Source organism: Streptosporangium sp. NPDC051023 (genome assembly GCF_040689595.1).
Classification (GTDB): Bacteria; Actinomycetota; Actinomycetes; order Streptosporangiales; family Streptosporangiaceae; genus Streptosporangium.
Genome location: NZ_JBFBCE010000011.1, coordinates 1 through 21,901 on the forward strand (window position 1 = coordinate 1; position 21,901 = coordinate 21,901).

Genomic DNA, 21,901 nt, shown 5'->3' on the forward strand with positions numbered 1-21,901 from the left:
GCGCATCCCCTGATCACAGGGGATGCGCTGTTCGCGTTTCAATCGTCCTGGTTCGTGTGGTTTTCTGCCCGATGTCCGCTCGAACGCCGCCGCCCCGGCAGAAATGATCAACCCGACCGCGTCGCAACGGTCATGATCACCACAGGATTCCGACAACGCCCTCACTGGTCGCCCACCTGCACAGGCATCACCTTCGGCAAGCACAGGGTCAACGTCAACATGATCGCTTCTATGATTTTTGGTCTCGTTTGTGGATCTTGTAGGTTTTCTTCCGTGTGATTGCGCGCCATGGCGGGGGCCGGGGCGCTGGCATCGGGGGGTGTCGTGGGCTGGCAGGGCGGGGGCACGGACGCGGTTGCGGAGGCCGACAGGTTCGGCTGGTTCGCCGAGACGATCTCGCGGGCGCTGATGCCGTCGGTGTTCATGCCGCGAGATCCGTCCGGGTTCTATGCCGAGGGCGCGGTCCTGGACTTAGGACCGGTCCAGCTGTCGAGGTTCACCTACTCGCCGTTGCGGTCACGGCGCACCCAGCGGCTGATCCACGTCGGCGATCCGGAGCAGTACCAGCTGGGGCTGGTCCTTTCCGGGACGGTGCAGTTCGCCCAGAACAGCGGGGAAGCGCTGCTCGGCGCGGGCGGCATGACTTTGTGGGACACCTCGCGCCCGTATGAGTCCGGGTCGGGAATGGACGGCCGGAACGTCGACGTCGTGGTCCTGCAGATACCGAAGGCCGAGATGCCATTGGCGTCCCAGCGAATCGACCCGCTGCTCGCCCGGCCGATACCCGGCGGCGCGGGCAGCGCGGCGATCCTTTCGGATCTTCTGGTCTCACTTGCCGGTAACGGCCCTGACTGCACGCCGTCGAGTCTGGACGAGCTGGGGCGGATCGCCGTGGACCTGGCCGCCTCACATTTGGCTCACCTGTCCGACGCCTCGACGATGGCCTCGGCCGAGACCCGCGCGCACGCGCTGCTCCGGCGTATCGACACCTTCATCGACAATCATCTGGCCGACCCCGACCTCACACCACGGCTCATCGCCGACCGCCATCACCTGTCGCTGCGAGCCCTCTATGTCCTGTTCCAGCACCACGACGAAGGGGTCGCAGCGTCGATCCGGAGGCGGCGCCTGGAACGGTGCCGTGCCGACCTCGCATCGGAACCTCTGCGAGATCAACCTGTACAGATGATCGCGGCCCGCTGGGGATTCCCCCATGCCTCTTCTTTCAGTCGCGCCTTCCGTACCGCCTACGGCACCACCCCCCACGACTACCGCTACCAAGCCTTAACGCCCTCTCACCGGCCGTGCAGCCTGAGAACCTCGCACTTAAAGGGCGAACCAGTGAATGTGGCGACAGGATGAGCATCAGGCAGGTGGCCGATCGGTCGGCCGGCGAGGCTCGTTCTCCGCTCTGAACAGCGGCTTTTCCCGGCACCGACACGTCCGGCGGCGCGAGGCCGCGATCGCCGCCGCGGCCCGCACCATCGCCTGGACCGGCTCGCCGGCCGCGACCGCCCGGAAGCCGATGACCTGGCATCTCGTTCAGGCCCGACCAGCCGGCCGGGCCGTGTCGGCCGGTCGGGAATCATCCTGGTCCGGGACATCGACACTGAGCAGGCGGAATAGTCCCTCGTTCCTTGAGGTTACCGCTCTACTCCATGACCCACTGCTGGTTCAGACCGCCGTGGCAATCCCACTGGCGTGCGGGCGCGCCGTTGTCCTTGCGCCCGCCGGCGATCTCCAGGCACTTCCCGCTGTTGCGATTCTTGATCACCATCACGTAGTCACTGATGTAGTAGAGCTCCCACTGCTGGTTCGCTCCGCCATGGCAGTCCCACTGGTTCGCCGGCGCACCGTTGTCCGTGCGCCAGCCGCCGATCTCCAGACACTTTCCGCTGTTGATGTTCTTGATGTAGTCCCACTTGCCGGTGGTGTAGGAGTAGGCGGTCCACTCCTGGTTCGCTCCGCCGTGCAGGTCCCACTGGTTCACGGACGCGCCGTTGCCGGTGGACCAGCCGCCGATCTCCAGGGTCTTCTGGCTGTTGAGGTTCTTGAAGTAGTACCCGCCCCGAGCGCTGGCGGCCGATGTCTGCAAGCCGATCAGCAGGGCTGCCATGCCTGCAACCGCCCCGAACCTCTGTAGCCGAATCGTCTTCTTGTTCATGGATCCCCCAGAAAAGGGCCGGTGATCCGGCCGACGTTTGAGCACCGCGAGGAAGCCTAGATTTCACCGGCTCCGGGGTGTGCGCATCGCGTGCGGTCCTTCTGAACGATGCGTGCAGGAGACCGGCCGGCCGCAGAGCCGGATCGGCAGCGCGGCGCCCCTTCGTGGCTCAGTAGCGGTCGAGCAATGGCCGGCTGCGATCCCATGGCTCCAGCTCGCCGTTCTTCTCCGCCTGCCGGCGGGCCAGACCTGACAACGCCTCCAGCACGATCCGGCTGCCGAGCATGGCGGTGATGTCGGCGTGGTCGTGGCCAGGAGCGACCTCGACCACCTCGACGCCGACGATCGGCAGCTCGTAGGCGAGCCGTCGTACGGCGTCCAGCAGTTCGCGTGATGTCAGGCCCCCGGGCTCGGGGGTTCCCGTGCCCGGGGCCATGCCGGGATCGACCACGTCGACGTCGATCGACAGATACACGCCGTCACAATCATCGACGGCGATTCGCGAGGCCTCGTCGAGACAAGTGCTCAGGCCACGCTCGACGACCTCGGTCATCTCGTAGGAGCGCATCCGCTGCCCGGCCATCCAGGTGAGCGTCTCCGGCCCGGGCCAGTAGCCGCGCAGCCCGATCTGCAGAAACCTGTCACCCCTGGTGGCACCGGACTCGATGAGGCGGCGCATCGGCTGGCCGTGGCCGATGAGCGAGCCGAAGGAACTGTCGCCGGTGTCGGCATGGGCGTCGAAATGCATGATCGAGACCCGGCCCCAGCCGACCGCCCGGGCGACGCCCGTGACGTTCGGCAGGGCGATGGAGTGATCACCGCCCAGCACGAGCGGAATCTTCCCGGCCGCCGAAACGGTGTTCACCGCGCGTGCCAAGGCCGCATGGGCGCCGTGCGCGTCACCGCTGAACATCTCCACATCCCCGGCATCCTTGACCTTGAGGTCCAGCAGGCCGTCCACGCCCAGGGCCAGAGAAGGCCGGATACCGTCATGCCCGAGGTAGCAGGCCTGGCGGATGGCGCCTGGACCGAAGCGGGCGCCCGCCCGGTAGGAGGTGCCGCCGTCGTATGGAGCCCCCAGGATGACGACCCGGGCATCGCTCCAGGTTTCGGGTTCGTCGAGATCGCAGGAGGGCACGCCGAGAAACGTGAGGTCAGGGCCGTACATGGCGCCATAGCGAGTCATGTCGGCATCCTCGCAGTCAGGCGAAACAGCCGGAATGCCCTGGTTCTAGGCACTGGCTCCATAGTGGCTATGGAGCTCCGCCCGAAGCCGTTCGATGAGGGGCGGCTGCGGACCCGCCGGGGTGACGAACAGGACGCTGCGCGCGCCCACCTCCTGCGCCGTCTCCCGGACGACGACATCGTGTCCCTGTTCCAGCGCGAGCTCGGGCACCAGCGCGACCATGCCGCCGGCGGCCACGAATCCGTGGATCACGCTGTAGTTGTCCGTACGGAGCACGATGCGGGGGCGGAACCCGAGCAACTGGCAGGTGGCGAAAAGCGTCTGGTCGCTGGGGTCGTAGCCGCCGGCGGAGATGATCCAGCCCTCGTCGGCGAGCTGCCCGAGATCGACGGGCCCGGCGGCGGCGCGGTCCGCGGGCAGCAGCAGGCGGAAGGGATCGTCGAACAGCTTCTCCACGTACAGATCCGATCCGTAGCGCGGCGTGGCCCCCGCGACGTCGTAGATCAGCGCGCAGTGCAGCGACCTGGCTCTGACCCGTGTGAGCAGCTCAAGGGGCTCGGCCTCGGTTAATTCGACCCGGACCCCGCTGTCCTCGGTCGCCCGCCGCAGCGGGCGCGGGAGCAGTTTCGTGGCGGCAGTGGTGAAGGCGCCGACGCGTAGAGTGGCCAAGCCGTGGGCCAGACGGGCCCGCACATCCGACTCCACCACCGCGATCCGGTCGAGCACTCCTGCCGCGTGCTCCAGCACCATCGCGCCGATGTCGGTCAGGACGGCGCCTGCCGGGCTCCGTTCGACCAGCCGGGCACCGAGGTGGGACTCCAGCGCCTCCAGGTGGTAGCTGATCGTGGGCTGGCCGAACTGAAGCTGCCGCGCCGCCCCCGCCAGGGAGCCGTTCACCGCTATGGCACGCAACACCTGGAGCTGACGCAGGTCGATCATGCGGTCGGGCACCGCCTCAAGCATGGCGCGCCCGTAGTCATGACAAGGCGCACGGACCAGTTCCTCGGTTGGTCCAGTCTCCACGATCGCGCGTGGTGCATCACCACGATGGTGCCGGCCACAGAGCGGACCACGGCAGGGTCGTGGGAGACGAACGACATCGACGGTCCCGGCTCGGCGCGGAGCTCCCTTTCACAGCTCGGCGCCTCGCCCGCGGGCCAGCGGTTACAACAGGGCCGCAGTGGTCAGCGCCATGCCGACGTGGGCACGGACGGCAGGTCCGAGGCCGACGAAGGTGAGTCCGCTCTCCTGCTCAGCCGACGCCGCCAGGGTGTTCGACACCTGGCCTAGAACGCCGGCGACCTCCGGATTCAACGGCGATCTCTTTGATTCGTCCCGGAGAAGCGCTGCCAGATGTCCCGCGCAGCGCAGTGTGTCGAGCAGCACGTCCTCGGCCACAGACCGTGCGTAGCCCACGGTGCACCGCTGGTCGGCCGACTCGAGGCTGGGCTCGGGACCGGCGTTCAGGTGCTGGACATACCTCAGTTGCTCCAGCACTCCCCGGCCGCGAGTGGTGTTGAGATCGTGGTGCGCCCGGATGACGGCCACCCAGCCCGCCATGCGGACGGCCAGGTCGGCCCTGGCCGCCTGGGCGGCCTCGTGTACCTGCCGGAGGGTCTGATCGCTGAGGGAGTCGTCGGCAATGGCGGGGTGGATCCACATCGGCGGCTCCTGGACGACGCCCACGGTGCCGTACGGCAGGGCGTACTCGGTGCTCGACAGCATGCCGCCCGCGGGCTCGGCCATCTGGAAGAGCCCTCGGCCCAGGACGTGGACGTCGAGTTCGGGTGGCCCCCCATGGATGGGCAACCCGGTCGCCTCGCCGGTCTCGCCGAGCCCGTCGACCAGGCCGGGCAGATCATGGGTGACATAGGCGAAAAGGCCGCCGGTCTCGCCGTTGTGCATGGTGATCAGTAACGTCGGCCGTAGCTCGTCGATGACGGCGGCGACGGCCGCGGACTCGGGGATCGGCTCCAGGCCGGGCGGGTCGAGGTCGGGACGGCGGAAGGTCCACTCGTACTGCTCGGGGAACGGGGGCCGGTAGATGTGCTCGGCGTAGTGGCGACGGGTATACGGGCCGCCGTACCAGCCGTAGTTGAGCGCCGCGCCGTCGGGATCGACGCACGGCACCAGGTGCCAGACCAGGCCCAGCTCCTCGACCAGCGACGGATCCGCGGCGAGGAGATCGCCGAGGGCCAGGGCCCCTAGTGTGCCGGTGGGCTCGTTGGGGTGGGGCATGCCGGTGACCACGGCGTGCCGGTCTCCCCGGGCAACCCCCACGCCCACGGACAGCATGGTGAGCGGCCGCCCGCCGCGAGAGGTGCCGATGACCTTGAGCGCCGTCGTCTCCGGGTGGCGCGCGTGGATCCGCCGCAGCCGATCCTCGATCTCGGGAAGGGTCGGGAAGCGGGAGGCGTCCGGGACCCTTCCGAGGTACTGCTTGAGTCGCTCCATGGTCAGCGTCCTCCGAGCGTCGTGAGCCAGGGCGAGTAGAAGCTGTAGGGGCTGGCGGAGGTCGCGCCGCCGAGGCGGTTGTTGAGGAACATGGTGCCAAGGCTGTAGGCGATGGGAAGCCACACATTGTCGCGCGTGATGGCCTGCTGGGCCTGGACGATGAGCTGGGCGCGCTGCTCGGCGTCGGGGGTCGATCTGGCCTGGTCGAGGAGTGCGGCGACCTTCTTGTCGTCGTATCCGCCGAAGTCGGCGGCCGACCCCGGCGTCCCGATCTGCTCGTAGAGCTCGAGAGGATCGGGGATGTCGGCGAACCAGTCGGTGATGAACGCGTCGACCTTGGCGCGGGCGTCGGCGCTGGAGAAGAGCGGGTAGAAGTCCGCGTCGGGCATCGATTTGATCGTGATGGTGAAGCCCGCCTCCTTGGCGTTGCTCTGGATCGCCTCGCCGACGCGCACGAGGTCGGCCACGCTCGACGGGACGGCCAGCGTCATGGCCGGATGGGGCGTGCCCGCCTGGGCGAGGAGCCGCCTGGCGGCGGCGATGTCGCGCCGGCGTTCGGGCAGCGCGTCGTAGGCCTGCTGGAAGGTGGCGGTCGCGTAGCTGAACGCGCCGGGCGGCACGATGGCGCGCAGGGGCTTCGCGGTGGGGCCGAAGATCGTGGAGATGATGCCGGAGTAGTCGATGGAGGACGACAGCGCCTCGCGCACCAGGGGATTGGCCAGTGGACCGGTGCCGGTGAGCCGGGTGGGCACCAGGGCGGTCTGGGCGGTCGATGGCCCGAGGTGGAGTTTCCCGCTCGCCGTGTTCGTCAGCTTGGTCAAGGCGGCGCCGCCCGGGACGGCGAAGGTCCCGTCCACGTCGCCGTTGGCGAGGGCGGAGGCGACGGTGCTGTCGTCGGCGATGAAGGTGAACTTCACCGTCCGGGCCAGGAGCGGGCGCCGGTTCGCGCCCCACCAGCGGTCGTTGGCGGCCAGGGTGATGCTGTCGCCCTTCTTCCACGACGCCACCGTGTACGGGCCGGTGCACACGATGCCGCCCCGGGCGCTGCCGAACGTCGTTCCGGCCTTCTCGGCGGCCACCTTCCTGACGATCTGCCCCATCGGAGTGGCGAGCATCCCGGTGAAGACGGCATCGGGCTGCTTCAAGGTGATCGTGACCGTCTGGTCGTCGGTGACGGCGACCTTGTCGAGCCGGGCGGCGAACTGGCTCCAGTAGGACCCGGAGGCGGGGTCGGTCACGCGTTTGATGCTGAAGACGACGTCCTCGGCGGTCAGGGGATGTCCATCGCTGAAGGTGACGCCCTGCCGCAGGTGCACGACGTAGGTGCTGGGATCCGGTGTGCTGATCGATGCCGCCAGCCCCGGCTCCAGGGAACCGCTGGGCGTGAACGCGAGCAGCGATTCGCACACGTTGGAGCTCACCCACAGATCGGTCCCGCTGAAGACCTTGGTGGGGTCCAGGCTGGCGGGCTCCCCGGGGAGGTTCCAGGTGACCGATTCGACCCGCTGGGTGGCCGCGGGCGCGGTGACCGGATGATCGCCTGGCGCGGCTGAGGGCTTGTCGTCGTGCGGACGCCCGCAACTGGTGAGCACGAGGACGGCGCCGACGACGACTGCTACGGGTCTGGCCGGTCGGTGTCGACGAAGCGGATGAGACATCGGGTGCCTCCTGAGTCCAAGGCAAGGGAAGACCGGCGAAGGAATTGAACATTTGCACAAGAAACTCTTGAACACAAGTACAACTTTCGGTTGAATGGCCGCCATGCCGAGCCACACGCACCCCAAGGGGGAACAGACCCGTCGCCGCATCCTTGACGCGACCTTGCAGGTGATCGCGGACGCGGGAGTCCGTGCCGTCACCCATCGCAGCGTGGCCAGGCAGGCGAAAGCGGCCCCTGGGCTGATCACCTACTACTTCTCCAGCACGGAAGCGCTCATCACGGGTGCCCTGGCTGACGTCGCCACCCAGGAGGCCGCGGCGTTCACCCGGCTGCGCGCCCAGGTGGAGGAGACCGGCGACGACCCCGCCGCGCTGGTGGAACTGTTCGTCGCCGAGGTCATGAGCCGTGCGGGCCTGCGGAAGGTGACGACCACCGCCACCCTCGCGCTGACACTCGAACTGGCAGGACAACATTTCGACCGGAGTGCCTTCGAAGCCTGGGAGGCGAGCGGGTTCGCGCTGTGCGACGCCACGATCCGGGCGCTGGGCGGCGAGCCGAACCTCGACCTGGCGCTGTTCCTGTCCTCAACCCTCGACGGCCTGTTCCTGTCCGCCGTCATATCGCCGAACGGCGACTACCTGGAGAGCGCGACCCGCGCGGGCCTGACCCGCCTGTTCGATGGCCTCCGGGTGCGTGAACCCGATCGGCAACGGGCCGGATCATGACCAGATTCGTCCTGTCGCGCCTCGGCATCTTCGTGGCCACGCTCTTCGCCGCGAGCCTGGCCGTGTTCGCCAGCATCCTGCTGGCGCCGGGCAGCCCCATCGACTTCCTTCTGGGCAACCGGCCGTCCACGCCGGGGCAGCGCGCCGCCCTGGCCGAGCAGTACCACCTCGACCAGCCCTTCGCCGAGCGGTACCTCTCCTGGCTTCGTGGCCTGCTCAGCGGTGACTTCGGCGAGTCCATCCAGCAGCACGCACCGGTCTCGGAACTGCTGCGAGCCGCGGCGCCGACCACCGCGCTGCTGGTGCTGATGACCTTCCTCATCGTGGTGGCGGTGGGGCTGCTGCTCGGAGGGCTGGCCAAGCGCCGCTCCCGGCTGGTCGACGACAGCGTCTCAGCCCTGATGAGCGTCAGCATCGCCACCCCGGCCTTCGTCGCCGCCACCGTCCTGATCTCGGTGTTCGCCGTTGGCCTCGGCTGGTTCCCCGTCTTCGGCCAGGGCACGGGGGCGGTCGATCGCCTTCACCATTTCGCGCTGCCCGCGATCGCGCTCTCGGTGAGCTGGTGGCCCGTGGTCGGCTCGGTCGTCCAGACGTCGATCCGCGAGGAGATGGGACGAGAGCACGTCGAAACGGCGTTCGGCCGCGGCCTGCCACGCCGGCACGTGCTGCGCAGGCATGTGCTCCGCAACTCCCTGGTCCCGATCGTGACCGCGGCCGGGCTCTCGTTGGCCGGCATGGTCGTCGGCACCGCCATCGTCGAGACCGCCTTCCAGCTCAACGGCCTCGGCGGGTTGCTGATCAGCTCGGTGACGCAGAAGGACTTCCCCGTCGCGCAGGCCATCGCGATGGTGCTGCTCGTGGTGTTCGCGCTGACCAACCTGCTCGTCGATCTGCTCGCGGCTCTCTTCGACCCCCGGGTTCGCGCCAAGTGGAGCTCCTCATGACCACGCTCAGCACCCACGGAACACGGCGACGTCTTCCCCGCATCGTCGGGCTGGACCTGCCGGGCCACCTCGCCCTCGCGGGTGTCGTTCTGTTCGCATTCCTGGCGACCTTCGGGCCGCTGCTCGCCCCGCACGACCCCAACGCGGTCGAGCTGTCGCAGGCGTACTGGGGACCGGACGCGAGCCACTGGCTCGGATACGACGGACAGGGCCGCGACATCGTTTCCCGGCTCCTCGTCGGTGCTCGATCCAGCTTTCTCGGTCCGCTGGCCATCGTCGTGCTCGCCACCACGCTTGGGATGGCTGTGGCGGTGGTCGCTGCCTGGCGGGGCGGGTGGGTCGACACCGTCCTGGCCGGTGTCCTCGACGCCGCCCTGTCCTTCCCCGGGCTGCTGCTTGCCGTCATCGCCGTCGCCGTGCTCGGAACAGGTCCCCTCGCCCTCGTGATCGCTCTGGCGATGGCCTATGTGCCGTACATCGCCCGCGTCGTGCGATCGGCCGCGCTGGCTGAGATCGGCAAGGACTACGTCGACGCGCTCACCGCGCAGGGGCTTTCCGGGGTGAGCATCTGTGTGCGGCACGTCGTCCCCAACGTGCTGCCCATGGTCATGGGCCAGGCCGCGCTCACCCTGGCTTGGGCGACGGTCGACCTGACCGGGCTGTCCTACCTCGGGCTTGGCGTGCAGCCGCCCTCGGCCGACTGGGGCGTCATGGTGTCGACCGGTCAGGCCGGAGTCCTGGCCGGATACCCCGGCGAGTCGATCGCGTCCGGGATCTGCCTGATCGCCGCGATCTGCTCCTTCTCCCTGGTGGGAAATCGCCTGCTGCGCCGAGCTGAGGAGTTGGCCGCATGACTTTGTTGACGATCCACGACCTGAACGTCAGCCTCACCGTCGGCGGCGGGCGGCGACTCGTCCTGCGCGACCTCAACCTCGAGATGGCCACGGGCGAGACGGTGGCCCTCGTGGGCGAGTCCGGCTCCGGCAAGTCGATGACCGCCCGATCGATCGCCCGGCTGCTCCCACACCAGGCCACGGTATCGGGAACGATCAGGGTCGACGGCCAGGACGTGCTGAACCTGGACGAGGCGGCCCTGCGCCGCTACCGTGCCAGCAAGATCGCGATGATCTTCCAGGACCCGCGCGTTCACATGAACCCCATCCGGACGGTCGGAGACTTCCTGGTGGAAGGCCTGACGACCACCGGCGGGCTCCGTCGTACCGCCGCCGAGTCGAAGATGATCAAGCTCCTCGACGACGTCGGCATCTCCGACGGCCGAAGGCGACTGCGGCAATACCCTCACGAGCTCTCGGGCGGCCTGCTGCAACGCATCATGATCGCCGCGGCGCTCGCCGGAGATCCGCGCCTGCTGCTCGCCGACGAGCCGACCACGGCGCTGGACGTGTCGACCCAGTCCGAAGTGATGGCGCTCCTGGACGAGCTGCGCCGCGACCGCGGCATGGCCATGCTGTTCATCACCCACGACCTCGAACTCGCCGCCGTCATCAGCGACCGCATCGCGGTGATGTACGCCGGCGAGATCGTCGAGGTCGGCACCAGCGATCGGTTGCCGCGCGCACCGCGGCACCCCTACTCGGCCGGGCTGTTGGGCGCACGCCCCGACCTCGAGCGGGTGCTTCCCCGTCTGCGTGCCGTACCGGGACGACCGCTGGCGGCGTTCGAGGCTCCGCCAGGCTGTGCCTTCTCCGATCGGTGCGGTTTCGCGATCGACCGGTGCGCCCACGAGCACCCGGCGCTCGACCTGGCCTCCGCGGCCCCCACGCGATGCCTGAGAAGCAGCGAGATCACCTTCACGTCCACGCCGACGACCGCTACCCGCGAGCAGCTGACCGCCTCCAGCGACACCGTGCTGCGTGTTACCGGACTGTCGAAGGACTTCCACGGCCACCGAGCCGTCGACGACGTCTCGTTCTCGCTCGTGTCCGGCGGCTCGATCGGGATCGTTGGCGAGTCCGGATCGGGCAAGACGACGGTGGCCAGGATGCTGGTCGGGCTGACCGCACCCGCCGCGGGGACGATCGAGGTCTGCGGCCGCGACCGCTCCAAGCCCGCCGTACGGCTCGCCGAACGCCGGGAACGCGCACGAGAACTGCAGATCGTGTTCCAGGACCCGTACTCCACGCTCGACCCGCGCCAGTCCGCGCAGACGTGCCTCGACGAGGTGCTGCGCCTGCACCGGCCCGAACTGGATCGCGGCGCCCGCGCGGCACGGATCCGCGAGCTGGCCGGCATGGTGGGGATCGACGAACGGCAGCAACGGGCATTCCCACGCCGCCTGTCCGGAGGACAGCGGCAGCGGATCTCCATCGCCCGAGCGCTGGCGGTGGAACCCCAGGTGCTGATTCTCGACGAATCCGTCTCGGCTTTGGACGTGTCGATCCAGGCGCAGATCCTCAACCTGCTCGACGACATCCGACGGGCCACCGGCGTCAGCTACGTGCTCATCAGCCACGACCTGGCCGTCGTCCGGCAGCTCACCGAGACCTGCGTCGTCATGCGGCAGGGCCGCATCGTCGAAAGCGGGCTCACGGGTGACGTGCTGGACAGACCCCAGCATCCGTACACGAAAGCCCTGCGCGCCAGCGTCCCCGCCCCCGGCTGGAAACCGACTCGCCGTCCGACGAGTATGAGCATGTGACACGCGATCTCCACGCCGTCCGCCTCGGCCGTGTACGTGGTATCCGTACCCGCCAGGCTGGTTTGCGTAGACGCAACCAGGCGGGGGGCGGGCGGGCGCGGCTCAGGATTCTCAATCGACGCATAGGTCGCGAACTTTAATCAGCGGGTCCGGGGTTCGAGTCCCTGGCGGCGCACATAGGAAGAACCCCGGGCCGGTGTGTCCGGCTCGGGGTTCTTGCCTTTCCCCGGAGCGGGATCGCCGAAGACCCGGGCGTCGGCGCGGGCACGCTCGGGACGGCGGTCCGGTGAGACGCTCCCGCTCCGAGCGCGTCGGCTACTCCGGGCTTTTGTCGGTGAGGTGGAATATGGTCCCTGTCATGTGCCGGAGTATCAAAACCCTTCGGGAGCCCTACGCCAGCGACGTGACCGACGAGGACGTGCGAGCCGCCGCGCTCCAGTACGTCCGCAAGGTCTCCGGCTTCCGGCTCCCGTCCGCGCGTAACGCCGAAGCCTTCGAGCGGGCCGTGGACGCCATCGCCGCCGCGACGCAGACGCTCCTCGGAGACCTCCAGCTGACGCACCTCCCACGGGAACGCCCCCAGACCTGAGCCAAGGAGACGTGAGCCCGGGCCTCCCCGCCCCGGTGGCCTGGCGCCCCGGGTTCCCGGCGGCTCGGCTCCTGCTTCTTGACGGCCCCGCCCTCGGCGGACCTGACGGACCCCGGGTACGGCTTCACGCCATTCGCCGCGTCACGGGCGTCACGGCATGGAGGCCACGGGGTGTTCCGCCTGGCCTCGGGACCTGCTCTGTCCGGCCTCGGGGCAGGGGACGACGGGTGACTGGGACGGACGGAAAGATCCGGCACACGTCTCATGCGCTTTCGCGGGTCAGTGCCTTTCCCTGGGGCGCCGACGAGCGGTTGTCGGCCCCCGGGTGCGGGTCGCCACCGGCGAGCACGATCACGGCGTCATCCGGCTCGAAGGTCAGTCTTCTGCTCTTGGGCGGGTTCAGGGTGATGCCGTTGTCGTCGCCGTCCCGGCCCGTGCCCTCTCTGCGATAGCCGATCGCGACCTCGCCGTATGCCCCGGCTGCGGCCACCACGGTCGCGTAGTCGACCGGGGCCGACAGCCGCACGTAGTCACCGGCGGGCCTGATGTAGACCTCCTGGCCTCCGGAGTCGAACAGGTCGGCGAACACGTTGTGGCGCCGGGGGTTCTCGGCGATCTGGATCATCAGCAGGCTGGTGACCTTCGAGCTGACGATGAAGTCGTCGACCTCGGTGACCTCGACGAGACGCCGGTCGCAGTCTTTCGCGATCTCGGTCACCAGGCTGTGCCGCCATCCGTTGCTTCTGCTCATCTCTCTGACGTGCAGGAGGGTGAGGAACGTGCGCGAGTCGGCCACGTGCGGGCTGAGCCGGTCGTCAGCCAGGATCAGGACGTGATCGTAGGCTCCGATGTCCAGCGCCTCGAGGGTGCCGTACCGGGTGATGTCCCCGGTCTCGCAGGTGAGGGTCAGGCGGCCGACCCTGCTCGAAAGGGCGTCGACCCAGGACGTCATCCGGGGGTCTTTCGCGACGACCTTCACCTGCGAGCCCGGCGGCATGTAGTGATCGAACTCGGTGACGATCGCGGCACCGCAGTCGTTCCAGCCGAGGACCAGGACACGGCGGGCCACAGGGTCGTGCTCACCGCCGGCGACGATCGCGCCGTCGTCGACCTCGGTCGAGGTGCGGAGCGGCTTCGCCGCGCCGTCGTCCATGATCAGGATGAGTCGGTCGCTCGCGTCTATCCTGGTCTCCCCCGAGGGGTTGAGCAGGGTCTTCCCCTCTCGTTCCAAGCCGATGAGGGAGCAGTTCTCCAGGATGGGCAGGGCATCGCCGAAGCTTTCTCCGACGAGGTCCCCGGGAGGACGGAAGCAGATCTCGTCGCCCCCGAAGCCGAGCAGGTCGTTGTAGACCATCGAGAGGCCGGCGTGCAGGCAGGTCTGGACCATGACCCGCGCGGAGACCTCGTCGACGTCGACGATCAACGCGTTGCCCCCGCCCGCCAGGCGTGCCGCGATGAGGTTGTCCGGATCGCGGATGCCCGCGACCAACTGGACCCTCGGCAGCACTCCGGCGGCGTCGAGGGCGAGAAGGCTCTTGATGGTTCTCGCGTCCGAGTCGGAGTCCTCCGAGCCGAGCACGATGACCGCCCGCGCCCGTCCGGGGCTGACGATGGCCACGTCCACCGGATCCGTTGGACTCCCGGTCCTGCACACGACACGCAGGCGGCGGGGGAGGTCGACCCTGTCCCTGATGGCCTCCTCCATGGAGATCCTGTCCCTGTCGGCGAGGATCGCCACGCAGGTCGTCCCGCCGCCGCCGGGGCCGGCGGCGGCGAGCTCGGACAGAATCAGGAAGACCTGCTCCGACCAGCCGAGCACGACGGTGTGGTCACGCTCGACGACCAGCGACCGGCCCTTGCGCAGGCTGGCGAGCTTGTGGTCGAGTCCGGTCTTGATCAGCCCGATGAGCGTGCTGAAGATCACGATTCCGGTCAAGGCGAGCACCAGCATGCTCCCCAGGAAGACGGGTGAGCCGCTGTCCCTGGTCACCATCACCGGCGACATCGTGCGCATCAGGCCCGACCAGAGCGCGGACGGCAGATCGACGGTGCCCGGGGCGAGGGTGAGGATGGCCGTCGCCCCGATGACCGACATGGCGAGCGCCGTGACGGCGAGCAGGCCGATCATCGCCCAGGTTCCCTGGGCGATGAGATTGTCGAAGCGGTAGCGCAGGCGCCTCAATGGTGAGCCCTCCAGTGCCTGACGTTAGGTGACTTTGTGGACACCGAAAGTGATTATGGCTTGATGTCGGCGGAAGCGGAAGGCGGAGGGGAGCCTGGTGCTCCCGGCTGACGCGGCGGTGCTGTGTCTCGGGAAGCGGCGGTGCTGTGTCTCGGGAAGCGGCGGTGCTGGGTCTCGGGAAACGGTGCCGTGCCTCGGGAAAAGGGGCGGCCGGACCTCGCGAGGTCCGGCCGGAGTGGGAGCGGGGAGTGATCAGGTGACGTTGGCGCAGATCACGTAGACGCTGATGCCGACGTCGTTGTAGCCGTCCTGGCGGCCGAGGCCGATCCAGCCGGTGCCGTCGTCGGTGGGGAAGGAGCCGACCAGGATGGCCTTGTTGCCCTGGGCCTCGGCGCCGCCGCCGACGGCGTGCTTGCCTGCGGGGCACCTGACCGTGCGGCGGGTGAAGTTGGGCACGTTGGCGTTGGGCAGCTTGACGAGCTGGTAGCCGCCGAAGTCGGCGACGGCGGGGGCGGGGGCCGCGGGGATCGAGGCCGTGGCCGGGGCGGCGGTCACCGCCGTCAGGCCCGCGCAACCGACGAGGGTGGCCAGGGCGACAGTCGTGAGCTTGTTGTGGCGCATGCTCTCTCCTGGGTCGGAAGGTGTTGTTGTGGTCACTGAAAGTAAACAAGTCATTACCTAAGGTGTCCAGTCTGGGTTTTGTGGCTGCGTGGCGACTTGCGCGGAGCGGCCCGAACGGCCTGCCGCCGCCCAGGGGGCGGCTCACTCCTGGCGGGTGCGGGTGCGGGTGCGGGTGCGGGGGTGGGGGTGGCGGGGGCTGCCCGAGGCCCACCGAGGCTTCTCGGGTCTCACCAGGCCTCGCCGGGCGCCAAGCCTCACCAGGGTTCCTCGGGACTCACCGGGACTAACCGGGCCACCGGGGCTCACCGGGGCTCACCGGGGCTCACCGGGGCTTTCCCGGGGAGCGTGGGCGTTCTTCGCCGGAGAACGGGAAAAGGGCGGCTGGGCGCGATCGCCGGATCCGCTTTGAGTAGGGTTCCTGTCGCACGCATCAAATGACCGCAGGGGGTGACCGGGTTGACCACGTCGACCCCGCAGGACGCCGGAACCGGAATCCGTAAATGGTTACTGGAGGGCCTGCAGCGGCTCGACCACGGGAACCTGGGTCCGCATCACCAAGAGGCGCCGCACAAGCAGCACGCGTGGTGGCAGGTCATGTGCCTCACGGGCGTCGACTACTTCTCGACGCTCGGCTACCAGCCGGGCATCGCGGCCCTGGCGGCGGGTTCGCTCAGCCCCGTGGCCACACTGCTGCTGGTCGCCCTGACCCTGTTCGGCGCGCTGCCCACCTACCGGGCGGTCGCCGGGGAGAGCCCGAACGGCCTGGGCTCGCTGTCGATGCTGGAGAGCCTCCTGCCGGGCTGGCGCGGCAAGCTGCTCGTGCTGTTCCTGCTGGGGTTCGTCGCGACCGCGTTCATCGTGACCATCACCTTGTCCGCGGCCGACGCGACCGCCCACATCTTGCACAACCCCTTCGTCCCCGAGGCCCTGCGGGGCTGGCAGGTGCCGGTGACGCTGCTGCTGGTCGCCCTGCTCGGCTCGGTGTTCCTCGTCGGGTTCAGCGAGGCGATCTCCATCGCGGTCGTGCTGGTCGCGGTCTACCTGCTGCTCAACGTGGTCGTGCTTGCGGTGGCCGTACAGCACGTCCTCGCCGACCCGGGCCAGGTCGGTGACTGGTGGGCGGCGCTCACCTCCGCGCACTCGAGCCCGATCGCGATGATCGCCGCGTCGCTCTACGTGATGCCCAAGCTCGCTCTCGGCCTGTCAGGGTTCGAGACGGGCGTGGCCGTGATGCCGCTGGTCAAGGGGGATCTGAGCACGCGCGTCAAGGGCGCGAGGAAGCTGCTGACCACGGCCGCGCTCGTCATGAGCGTCTTCCTGATCACCTCGAGCTTCGCGACCACCGTGCTGATCCCCGCGCAGGAGTTCGAGCCGGGCGGCGGAGCGAACGGGCGGGCGCTGGCCTACCTGGCGCACAGCTATCTCGGCGACTGGTTCGGCACCGCCTACGACATCAGCACGATCGCGATCCTCTGGTTCGCCGGGGCGTCCGCGCTGGCCGGTCTGCTCAACATCGTGCCGCGCTACCTCCCCCGGTACGGCATGGCTCCCGACTGGACGCGGGCGACCCGCCCGATGGTGCTGGTCTTCACCGTCGTCTCCTTCGCCATCACCCTGTTCTTCCGCGCGGACGTCGAGTCGCAGGGCGGGGCCTACGCCACCGGTGTGCTGGCGCTGATCCTGTCCGCCGCGGTCGCCGTCACGCTGTCGGCGTGGAAGAAGGGCAGGACGAGGGTCGCGATCCCGTTCGGGTTCGTCACCCTGATCTTCGCGTACGCCACGGTCGCGAACATCATCGAGCGGCCGGACGGCCTCGTGATCGCGCTCTTCTTCGTCCTGGCGATCGTCGTCACCTCCCTGACCTCCAGGGCCACCCGCTCGACCGAGCTGCGGGTCACCCACATCACCATGAACGACGAGGCCCGCCGCTACATCAACGAGGCCGCCAACATCCACCTGATCGCCAACGAGCCGAACGAGCGCGACTGCAAGGAGTACGTCGACAAGGCCCGCGAGGCGTGGGAGCGCCACCGGCTCAGGCGCGCGGAGGGGCTCATCTTCCTCGAGGTGACGGTGCCCGACGCCTCGGAGTTCGCCTCCGAGTTGCGCGTGATCGGCGAGGAGCGGTACGGCTTCCGCATCCTGCGGGTGGAGAGCGCGAGCATCCCCAACGCGATCGCGGCCACCCTGCTCTACGTACGAGACCAGACCGGCAAGATGCCCAACGTCTACTTCCACTGGGCCGAGGGCAACCCCATCGGCGCGCTGCTGCGCTACCTGGTCTTCGGCGGCGGGGACATCCCTCCGCTCACCCGCGAGGTTCTCCGCCTGGCCGAGCCCGACCCGGAACGCCGCCCGCTGGTCCACGTCGGCTGACCCGGGCCGACACCGACGGGTCGCACGTCCCGCACCGGGACGGGGCCCGCACAAGGGGCCCGCACAAGGGCACCGCACAAGGGCCCCTGACAGGGTCCGCGCAGGGCCTGCGCAGACCCTGTCAGGGGCCGCCGTCGCGTTCCCGCGCGGCGGCGGGCGTTACGCACATGTCTCCTGCCCGTCGCCCGATCGCCGGGGGAAGACGGGTATACCTTTTGGCATCCTCCCCGCCCTGAAGGACGGGGCATCCATGCTGGAGGAACGTGGCGATGAGCAAGGAACTGGTCGTCCATGTCACCCACCACGAGGAGGCGGACTGCGCCGTGCTCACGGTCGTGGGCGACATCGATCGGACCTCCGGTCCCCTGCTGAGAGACGCCATCAGAGGACTGGTCGCCGACCATCGCCCCCGGATCGTCCTCGACGTCGAGGGGGTCACCTTCTGCGACTCGAACGGTCTGCGGACCTTCCTCAGCGGAGTGACCCTGACCTGCGACGCGGGTGGATGGATGCGTCTGGCGGGGGTGCGGGGTCACCTGGAGCGGCTCCTGCGGATGACCGATCTCCACGGTTTCTTCGCCATCGACTCCGACGTGGTCGGCTCTCTGCGGCACATCTCCGGCGACAGGACCTCCGGCCAGGAGTGAGACGGCGAGGACGGGCAGGCGGCCGGGGACTTGACGGACCGGGCCAGAACCGTTAACTATGACGTAAAGTAATCGACAATGAACGCTTTGTGATCAGGTGGGGGGTGTGGCCGCGCCCGGCGGTCGATCGCCGGTGTGGGGCGCGTCCGATCGCGGGCGTTCGGCGGGCGCCGTCGACTCGCTGACCCCTGTGTCGCGTGTGGAGTCGAGGCGATCGGGCGGGCCGGGCTTCCCTGGGGCGGCGCGCGGGTTGTCGAGAGCTCAAAAAATGGCTCAAACCAGACATTTCCCCGACTTTGCCTGCTCGGCATGCCGAGGTCGTCGGTCGTGTCTGGCCGTTCATCCCCCAGCCGATGGAGAGCGGCATGCGTCAGTCACGAAAAGTCATCATGCGAATCCTCTGTGTCCTCGGTGTGCTCGCGAGCGGCCTCACCGCCGCGGCCACGAGCGCCGGAGCCGCGGTCCCCAACCGTTGGGGATTCGCCTACGTCGATGTTCCGAACGGCGTCCCCAACCTCGCCCACCAGGCGGGAAGCTGGCCACCCGGCCCGACCGTCTCGGTCCTCACCCCGGTGGGCGGCCCGACGTACGTCAGGTTCCCGCAGCTCGCGGTCGCCGGTGGCGTCGTGCATGTCACGGCCGTCTCCCCGAGTCCGCGCTGGTGCCAGGTCCTGAAGTGGGGGCCCTCCGGACCCGACCTGCTCGTGGCGGTGCGGTGCTACCAGTACGGCGGCGCCCCGGTGACCGTCCCGTTCACCGTCCTGTTCGAGGAGAGCACGGGCCTGCTGCCCGCGCCGAAGGCGTTCGGCTACGTTCACTACAACGGCGCGGCGATCGCCACCCAGTTCAACTCGGCGGGAGTCGCGAACACCGTCGTCGCCGGGCCGCCGGGCGTCTGGACCGTCTCCCTGCCCGGTCTCGGATCGGCCGGCAGGGCGGGCGGTCTCCAGGTGACCGCGGTCAACCCGACCCAGCCCGCCCGCTGCAAGGTCGCCGCCTGGGCGTCCGCGCCCGCGGGTCAGACCGTCAGGGTGCGCTGCCACAACGCGACCAACATCCCGCTCAACACCGGCTGGACGCTCACCTACCAGCGTGAACGGGCGATCACCGGAGCGGCGCTCCCGCCGAAGAACTTCGCCTACACCTTCGATAACACCCCGGCTAACGCCGGGCCCTACTCGCCGGTCCCGCCCGCGGTCAACTACAACTCCCAAGGGGCGCTGAACACCGTGCAGTCCGCCGGGGTCGGCCTCCGTCTGGTGACTTTCCCGCAGGTCGGCGTGCTGCCCGACCACGTCCAGGTCACCGCGTACGGGCCGGGCCCCGAATACTGCAACCTGCTGACGCTGTGGTTCACCGGCGCCCTCACCGCGACCGTCCGCGACGTGGCCTGCTACAACGGGCTCGTCCGGGCGAACCGGCCCTCCCTGACCACGTACACCTCGGCTTTCTAGCCCGTCGCTCCGGTGCCTGGCACGTCCCGCGGGGCGTGCCAGGCACCGCAGGAGGCGTCCCGGATCGGGCCGGTGACCACTCCATGGTCATCGGCCCGGCACTCCAGGGAACGGCCGCCATGCGAGGCCGCCCTCACATGTTGATCATGTGGCCCGCCAGTCCGTGGATCGCCTCCTTGACCGCCTCGCCGAGCGTGGGGTGGGCGTGCACGTTGCGGGCGACCTCGGTGACCGTCAGGTCCCACTGCTGGGCCAGCGTGAGCTGGGGCAGCAACTCGGTGACCTCCGGGCCGATCAGGTGGGCGCCGATCAGCTCGCCGTGCTCTCCGTCGCTGAGGATCTTCACGAACCCGACCGCGTCCCCCAGGCCGTGGGCCTTGCCGTTGGCGGTGAACGGGAACTTGGCCACCTTGACGTCGTAGCCGAGATCGCGTGCCTGTGCCTCGGTGTAGCCGAAGCTCGCGACCTGAGGCTGGCAGTACGTCGCCCTCGGGATCATCACGTAGTCGAGCTCCATCGTCTCCGCGTCCGCGATGGTCTCCGCGGCGACGATCCCCATGAACTCGGCCGCGTGCGCGAGCATCAGCTTGGCGGTCACGTCGCCGATGGCGAAGATGTGCGGCACGTTCGTACGGCCCCGGCCGTCGATGGCGATGGCGCCCCTGTCGGTCAGGGCGACCCCGGTTCGCTCAAGGCCGTACCCCTCGACGCGGGGCTGGAAGCCGATCGCCTGCAGTACCTTGTCGGCCTCGAGGACCCGCTGCTGCCCGTCACGCGAGACCGTCACGCGCACCTTGTCGCCCGAGTCGTCGATGGACTCGACGCGTGTCGAGGTCAGCACCTCGATGCCGAGCCGCTTGTAGTGCCGTGCCAGCTCGGCCGAGATCTCCTCGTCCTCGAGCGGGACGACGCGGTCGAGGAACTCCACGATCGTCACCTTGACGCCGTAGTTGTGCAGGATGTAGGCGAACTCGACGCCGATGGCGCCCGCGCCCGCGATGATCACACTCTCGGGCAGTTCGTCGCTGAGGATCTGCTCCTCGTATGTCACCACCCGCTCGGTCACCGACGTTCCCGGCAGCAGCTTCGTGGTGGCGCCCGTCGCGATGATGCAGTGGTCGAATGTCACCGTCTGCTCACCGCCGTCGGTGCCGGTCACCCGCAGCGTGTTCGCGTCGGTGAACTCGCCCCGCCCCTCGTACTCGACGATGCCGTTCTTCTTCATCAGGTAGTGCACGCCCTTGACGTGCCTGTCCGCGACCTTACGGCTGCGCTTGAACGCCTCGCCGTAGTCGAAGGTGACGGTGCCCTCGACCCGGATGCCGAAGGTCTTGGCCTCGTGGGTGAACAGGTGGGCGAGCTCCGCGTTGCGCAGCAGTGCCTTCGAGGGGATGCATCCCACGTTGAGACAGACACCGCCCCAGTAACGCTCTTCGATGATCGCCGTGCTCAGGCCCAGCTGGGCGGCACGGATCGCGGCCACGTATCCCCCCGGGCCCGCACCGAGGACTACGACGTCATAGTGAGTGCTCATGGGTCGGACACTATTGAACGGCGGGCCGTCGCGTTCATAGGGGGGTGGCGTTCCGGTCGGTGTTCGTGCTCACGCCGTTCCTGCCCGAGCCGGTGCTCGATCTCGTCGTGCACGGGCCGGTACGCCGAGGTGGCAGCCAGGGCCAGGTCGCGGAAGCGCCCTCGCGCCTCACGCAGCTCGGCGGCGATCCTGCGCCGCCCACCGGGCAGCAGCCGTGCGGGCCGCAGCCTCGCCTGCTCGTGCGCGGCGCGCAGTGCCGCGCCCGCCCCCCGCAGCGCCGTCACGTACTCGACCGCCGCCTCCCTCCACCGCCGGGCCTCCTCGCCGGTGCACGGCACCCGATGACCGGTGTCGTGGTGGTACAGCGTGTAGACGGCGCACATCCCCTCCGGCATGGGCGTGTCGTCCAGCTTGCAGCGGCCCACGCTGACCCGCCCTCCGGCCGGCGCGGGCGGCTGCCCTTCGGCCCTGTTCTTCAGCCCGACGTCGTAGAAGTAGGGGTAGACGGCGTTGTCGCGGCGGCTGCGGCGCAGGCGGCGGGTGCGGAGGGTCTCGGTGCGGAGATCCGAGATCAGCCCGGGCAGCGACGTGCCCTCGACGAAGCTCACCATGCTCACGAGAACGGCGAACAGTCCGAGCACGAGCAGGATGGTCTGGAGCATCGAAGCTTCTCCCCAGGTGCCCGCGACGTTGCGGGCACTTCGAC

The 21,901-nt window shown here is 69.0% G+C and carries 19 protein-coding genes; 10 read left to right on the plus strand and 9 right to left on the minus strand.

All coding sequences use genetic code 11. The features are described from left to right. A partial coding sequence (locus tag AB0395_RS09625) for a hypothetical protein (RefSeq protein WP_366278698.1) occupies positions 1 to 279 on the plus strand: 279 nt, incomplete at its 5' end. 9 nt (positions 280 to 288) lie between these two features. Next, complete coding sequence (locus tag AB0395_RS09630) at positions 289 to 1,362, plus strand: helix-turn-helix domain-containing protein (protein WP_366278925.1); 1,074 nt, start codon at positions 289 to 291, stop codon at positions 1,360 to 1,362. A gap of 289 nt (positions 1,363 to 1,651) precedes the next feature. On the opposite strand, the gene AB0395_RS09635 is transcribed toward AB0395_RS09630, so the two are convergent. From AB0395_RS09635 to AB0395_RS09655, 5 genes are all read right to left on the minus strand, one after another. Then, positions 1,652 to 2,164: an RICIN domain-containing protein gene (locus AB0395_RS09635; RefSeq protein ID WP_366278699.1), complete on the minus strand. Its 513-nt coding sequence runs from the start codon at positions 2,162 to 2,164 to the stop codon at positions 1,652 to 1,654. A gap of 169 nt (positions 2,165 to 2,333) precedes the next feature. After that, complete coding sequence (gene speB / locus AB0395_RS09640; RefSeq protein ID WP_366278701.1) at positions 2,334 to 3,350, minus strand: agmatinase; 1,017 nt, start codon at positions 3,348 to 3,350, stop codon at positions 2,334 to 2,336. 45 nt (positions 3,351 to 3,395) lie between these two features. Further along, on the minus strand, positions 3,396 to 4,373 hold the full coding sequence (locus tag AB0395_RS09645; RefSeq protein WP_366278702.1) for a LysR substrate-binding domain-containing protein: 978 nt from the start codon (positions 4,371 to 4,373) through the stop codon (positions 3,396 to 3,398). A 141-nt stretch (positions 4,374 to 4,514) separates the two neighbouring features. After that, positions 4,515 to 5,804 (minus strand): M14 family zinc carboxypeptidase, encoded by a 1,290-nt coding sequence (locus AB0395_RS09650; protein ID WP_366278704.1) that lies wholly within the window; start codon positions 5,802 to 5,804, stop codon positions 4,515 to 4,517. 2 nt (positions 5,805 to 5,806) lie between these two features. Next, positions 5,807 to 7,462 (minus strand): ABC transporter substrate-binding protein, encoded by a 1,656-nt coding sequence (locus AB0395_RS09655; RefSeq protein ID WP_366278706.1) that lies wholly within the window; start codon positions 7,460 to 7,462, stop codon positions 5,807 to 5,809. A gap of 103 nt (positions 7,463 to 7,565) precedes the next feature. On the opposite strand from AB0395_RS09655, the gene AB0395_RS09660 reads away from it, so the two are divergent. From AB0395_RS09660 to AB0395_RS09680, 5 genes are all read left to right on the plus strand, one after another. Next, positions 7,566 to 8,189, plus strand: coding sequence for a TetR family transcriptional regulator (locus AB0395_RS09660; RefSeq protein ID WP_366278708.1), 624 nt, complete (start codon positions 7,566 to 7,568; stop codon positions 8,187 to 8,189). Next, the gene (locus AB0395_RS09665; protein ID WP_366278710.1) at positions 8,186 to 9,133 is read left to right on the plus strand and encodes an ABC transporter permease; all 948 of its coding nucleotides are present in this window, start codon (positions 8,186 to 8,188) and stop codon (positions 9,131 to 9,133) included. Before AB0395_RS09660 ends, AB0395_RS09665 begins: the two co-directional genes overlap by 4 nt. Next, complete coding sequence (locus AB0395_RS09670; protein WP_366278712.1) at positions 9,130 to 9,987, plus strand: ABC transporter permease; 858 nt, start codon at positions 9,130 to 9,132, stop codon at positions 9,985 to 9,987. The genes AB0395_RS09665 and AB0395_RS09670 overlap by 4 nt, the downstream gene beginning before the upstream one ends. Beyond that, positions 9,984 to 11,792 (plus strand): ABC transporter ATP-binding protein, encoded by a 1,809-nt coding sequence (locus AB0395_RS09675; protein ID WP_366278713.1) that lies wholly within the window; start codon positions 9,984 to 9,986, stop codon positions 11,790 to 11,792. Before AB0395_RS09670 ends, AB0395_RS09675 begins: the two co-directional genes overlap by 4 nt. A 358-nt stretch (positions 11,793 to 12,150) precedes the next feature. Beyond that, positions 12,151 to 12,381 carry a DUF2277 domain-containing protein gene (locus AB0395_RS09680; protein ID WP_366278714.1) on the plus strand — a complete coding sequence of 77 codons (231 nt, stop codon included), beginning with the start codon at positions 12,151 to 12,153 and terminating at the stop codon, positions 12,379 to 12,381. Between the two features lie 262 nt (positions 12,382 to 12,643). On the opposite strand, the gene AB0395_RS09685 is transcribed toward AB0395_RS09680, so the two are convergent. Together AB0395_RS09685 and AB0395_RS09690 are read right to left on the minus strand one after the other, a co-directional pair. Then, a complete protein-coding gene (locus tag AB0395_RS09685) occupies positions 12,644 to 14,563 on the minus strand; it encodes a potassium transporter TrkA (protein WP_366278715.1) in 1,920 nt (639 codons plus the stop codon). A gap of 252 nt (positions 14,564 to 14,815) precedes the next feature. After that, a complete protein-coding gene (locus AB0395_RS09690) occupies positions 14,816 to 15,184 on the minus strand; it encodes a hypothetical protein (protein ID WP_366278716.1) in 369 nt (122 codons plus the stop codon). Positions 15,185 to 15,640: 456 nt separating this feature from the next. Here AB0395_RS09690 and AB0395_RS09695 point away from each other — a divergent pair, with 456 nt between their 5' ends. The 3 genes from AB0395_RS09695 (at position 15,641) to AB0395_RS09705 (ending at position 19,661) form a co-directional block, all read left to right on the plus strand. Then, positions 15,641 to 17,560 carry an amino acid transporter gene (locus AB0395_RS09695; RefSeq protein ID WP_366278717.1) on the plus strand — a complete coding sequence of 640 codons (1,920 nt, stop codon included), beginning with the start codon at positions 15,641 to 15,643 and terminating at the stop codon, positions 17,558 to 17,560. Between the two features lie 269 nt (positions 17,561 to 17,829). Beyond that, positions 17,830 to 18,207, plus strand: coding sequence for an STAS domain-containing protein (locus tag AB0395_RS09700; protein WP_366278719.1), 378 nt, complete (start codon positions 17,830 to 17,832; stop codon positions 18,205 to 18,207). A gap of 365 nt (positions 18,208 to 18,572) precedes the next feature. Further along, positions 18,573 to 19,661: a hypothetical protein gene (locus AB0395_RS09705; protein ID WP_366278720.1), complete on the plus strand. Its 1,089-nt coding sequence runs from the start codon at positions 18,573 to 18,575 to the stop codon at positions 19,659 to 19,661. Positions 19,662 to 19,794: 133 nt separating this feature from the next. On the opposite strand, the gene lpdA is transcribed toward AB0395_RS09705, so the two are convergent. Together lpdA and AB0395_RS09715 are read right to left on the minus strand one after the other, a co-directional pair. Continuing rightward, positions 19,795 to 21,195 (minus strand): dihydrolipoyl dehydrogenase, encoded by a 1,401-nt coding sequence (gene lpdA, locus AB0395_RS09710; RefSeq protein WP_366278722.1) that lies wholly within the window; start codon positions 21,193 to 21,195, stop codon positions 19,795 to 19,797. Further along, complete coding sequence (locus tag AB0395_RS09715; protein ID WP_366278724.1) at positions 21,192 to 21,857, minus strand: hypothetical protein; 666 nt, start codon at positions 21,855 to 21,857, stop codon at positions 21,192 to 21,194. The genes lpdA and AB0395_RS09715 overlap by 4 nt, the downstream gene beginning before the upstream one ends. Positions 21,858 to 21,901 lie beyond the last annotated feature (44 nt).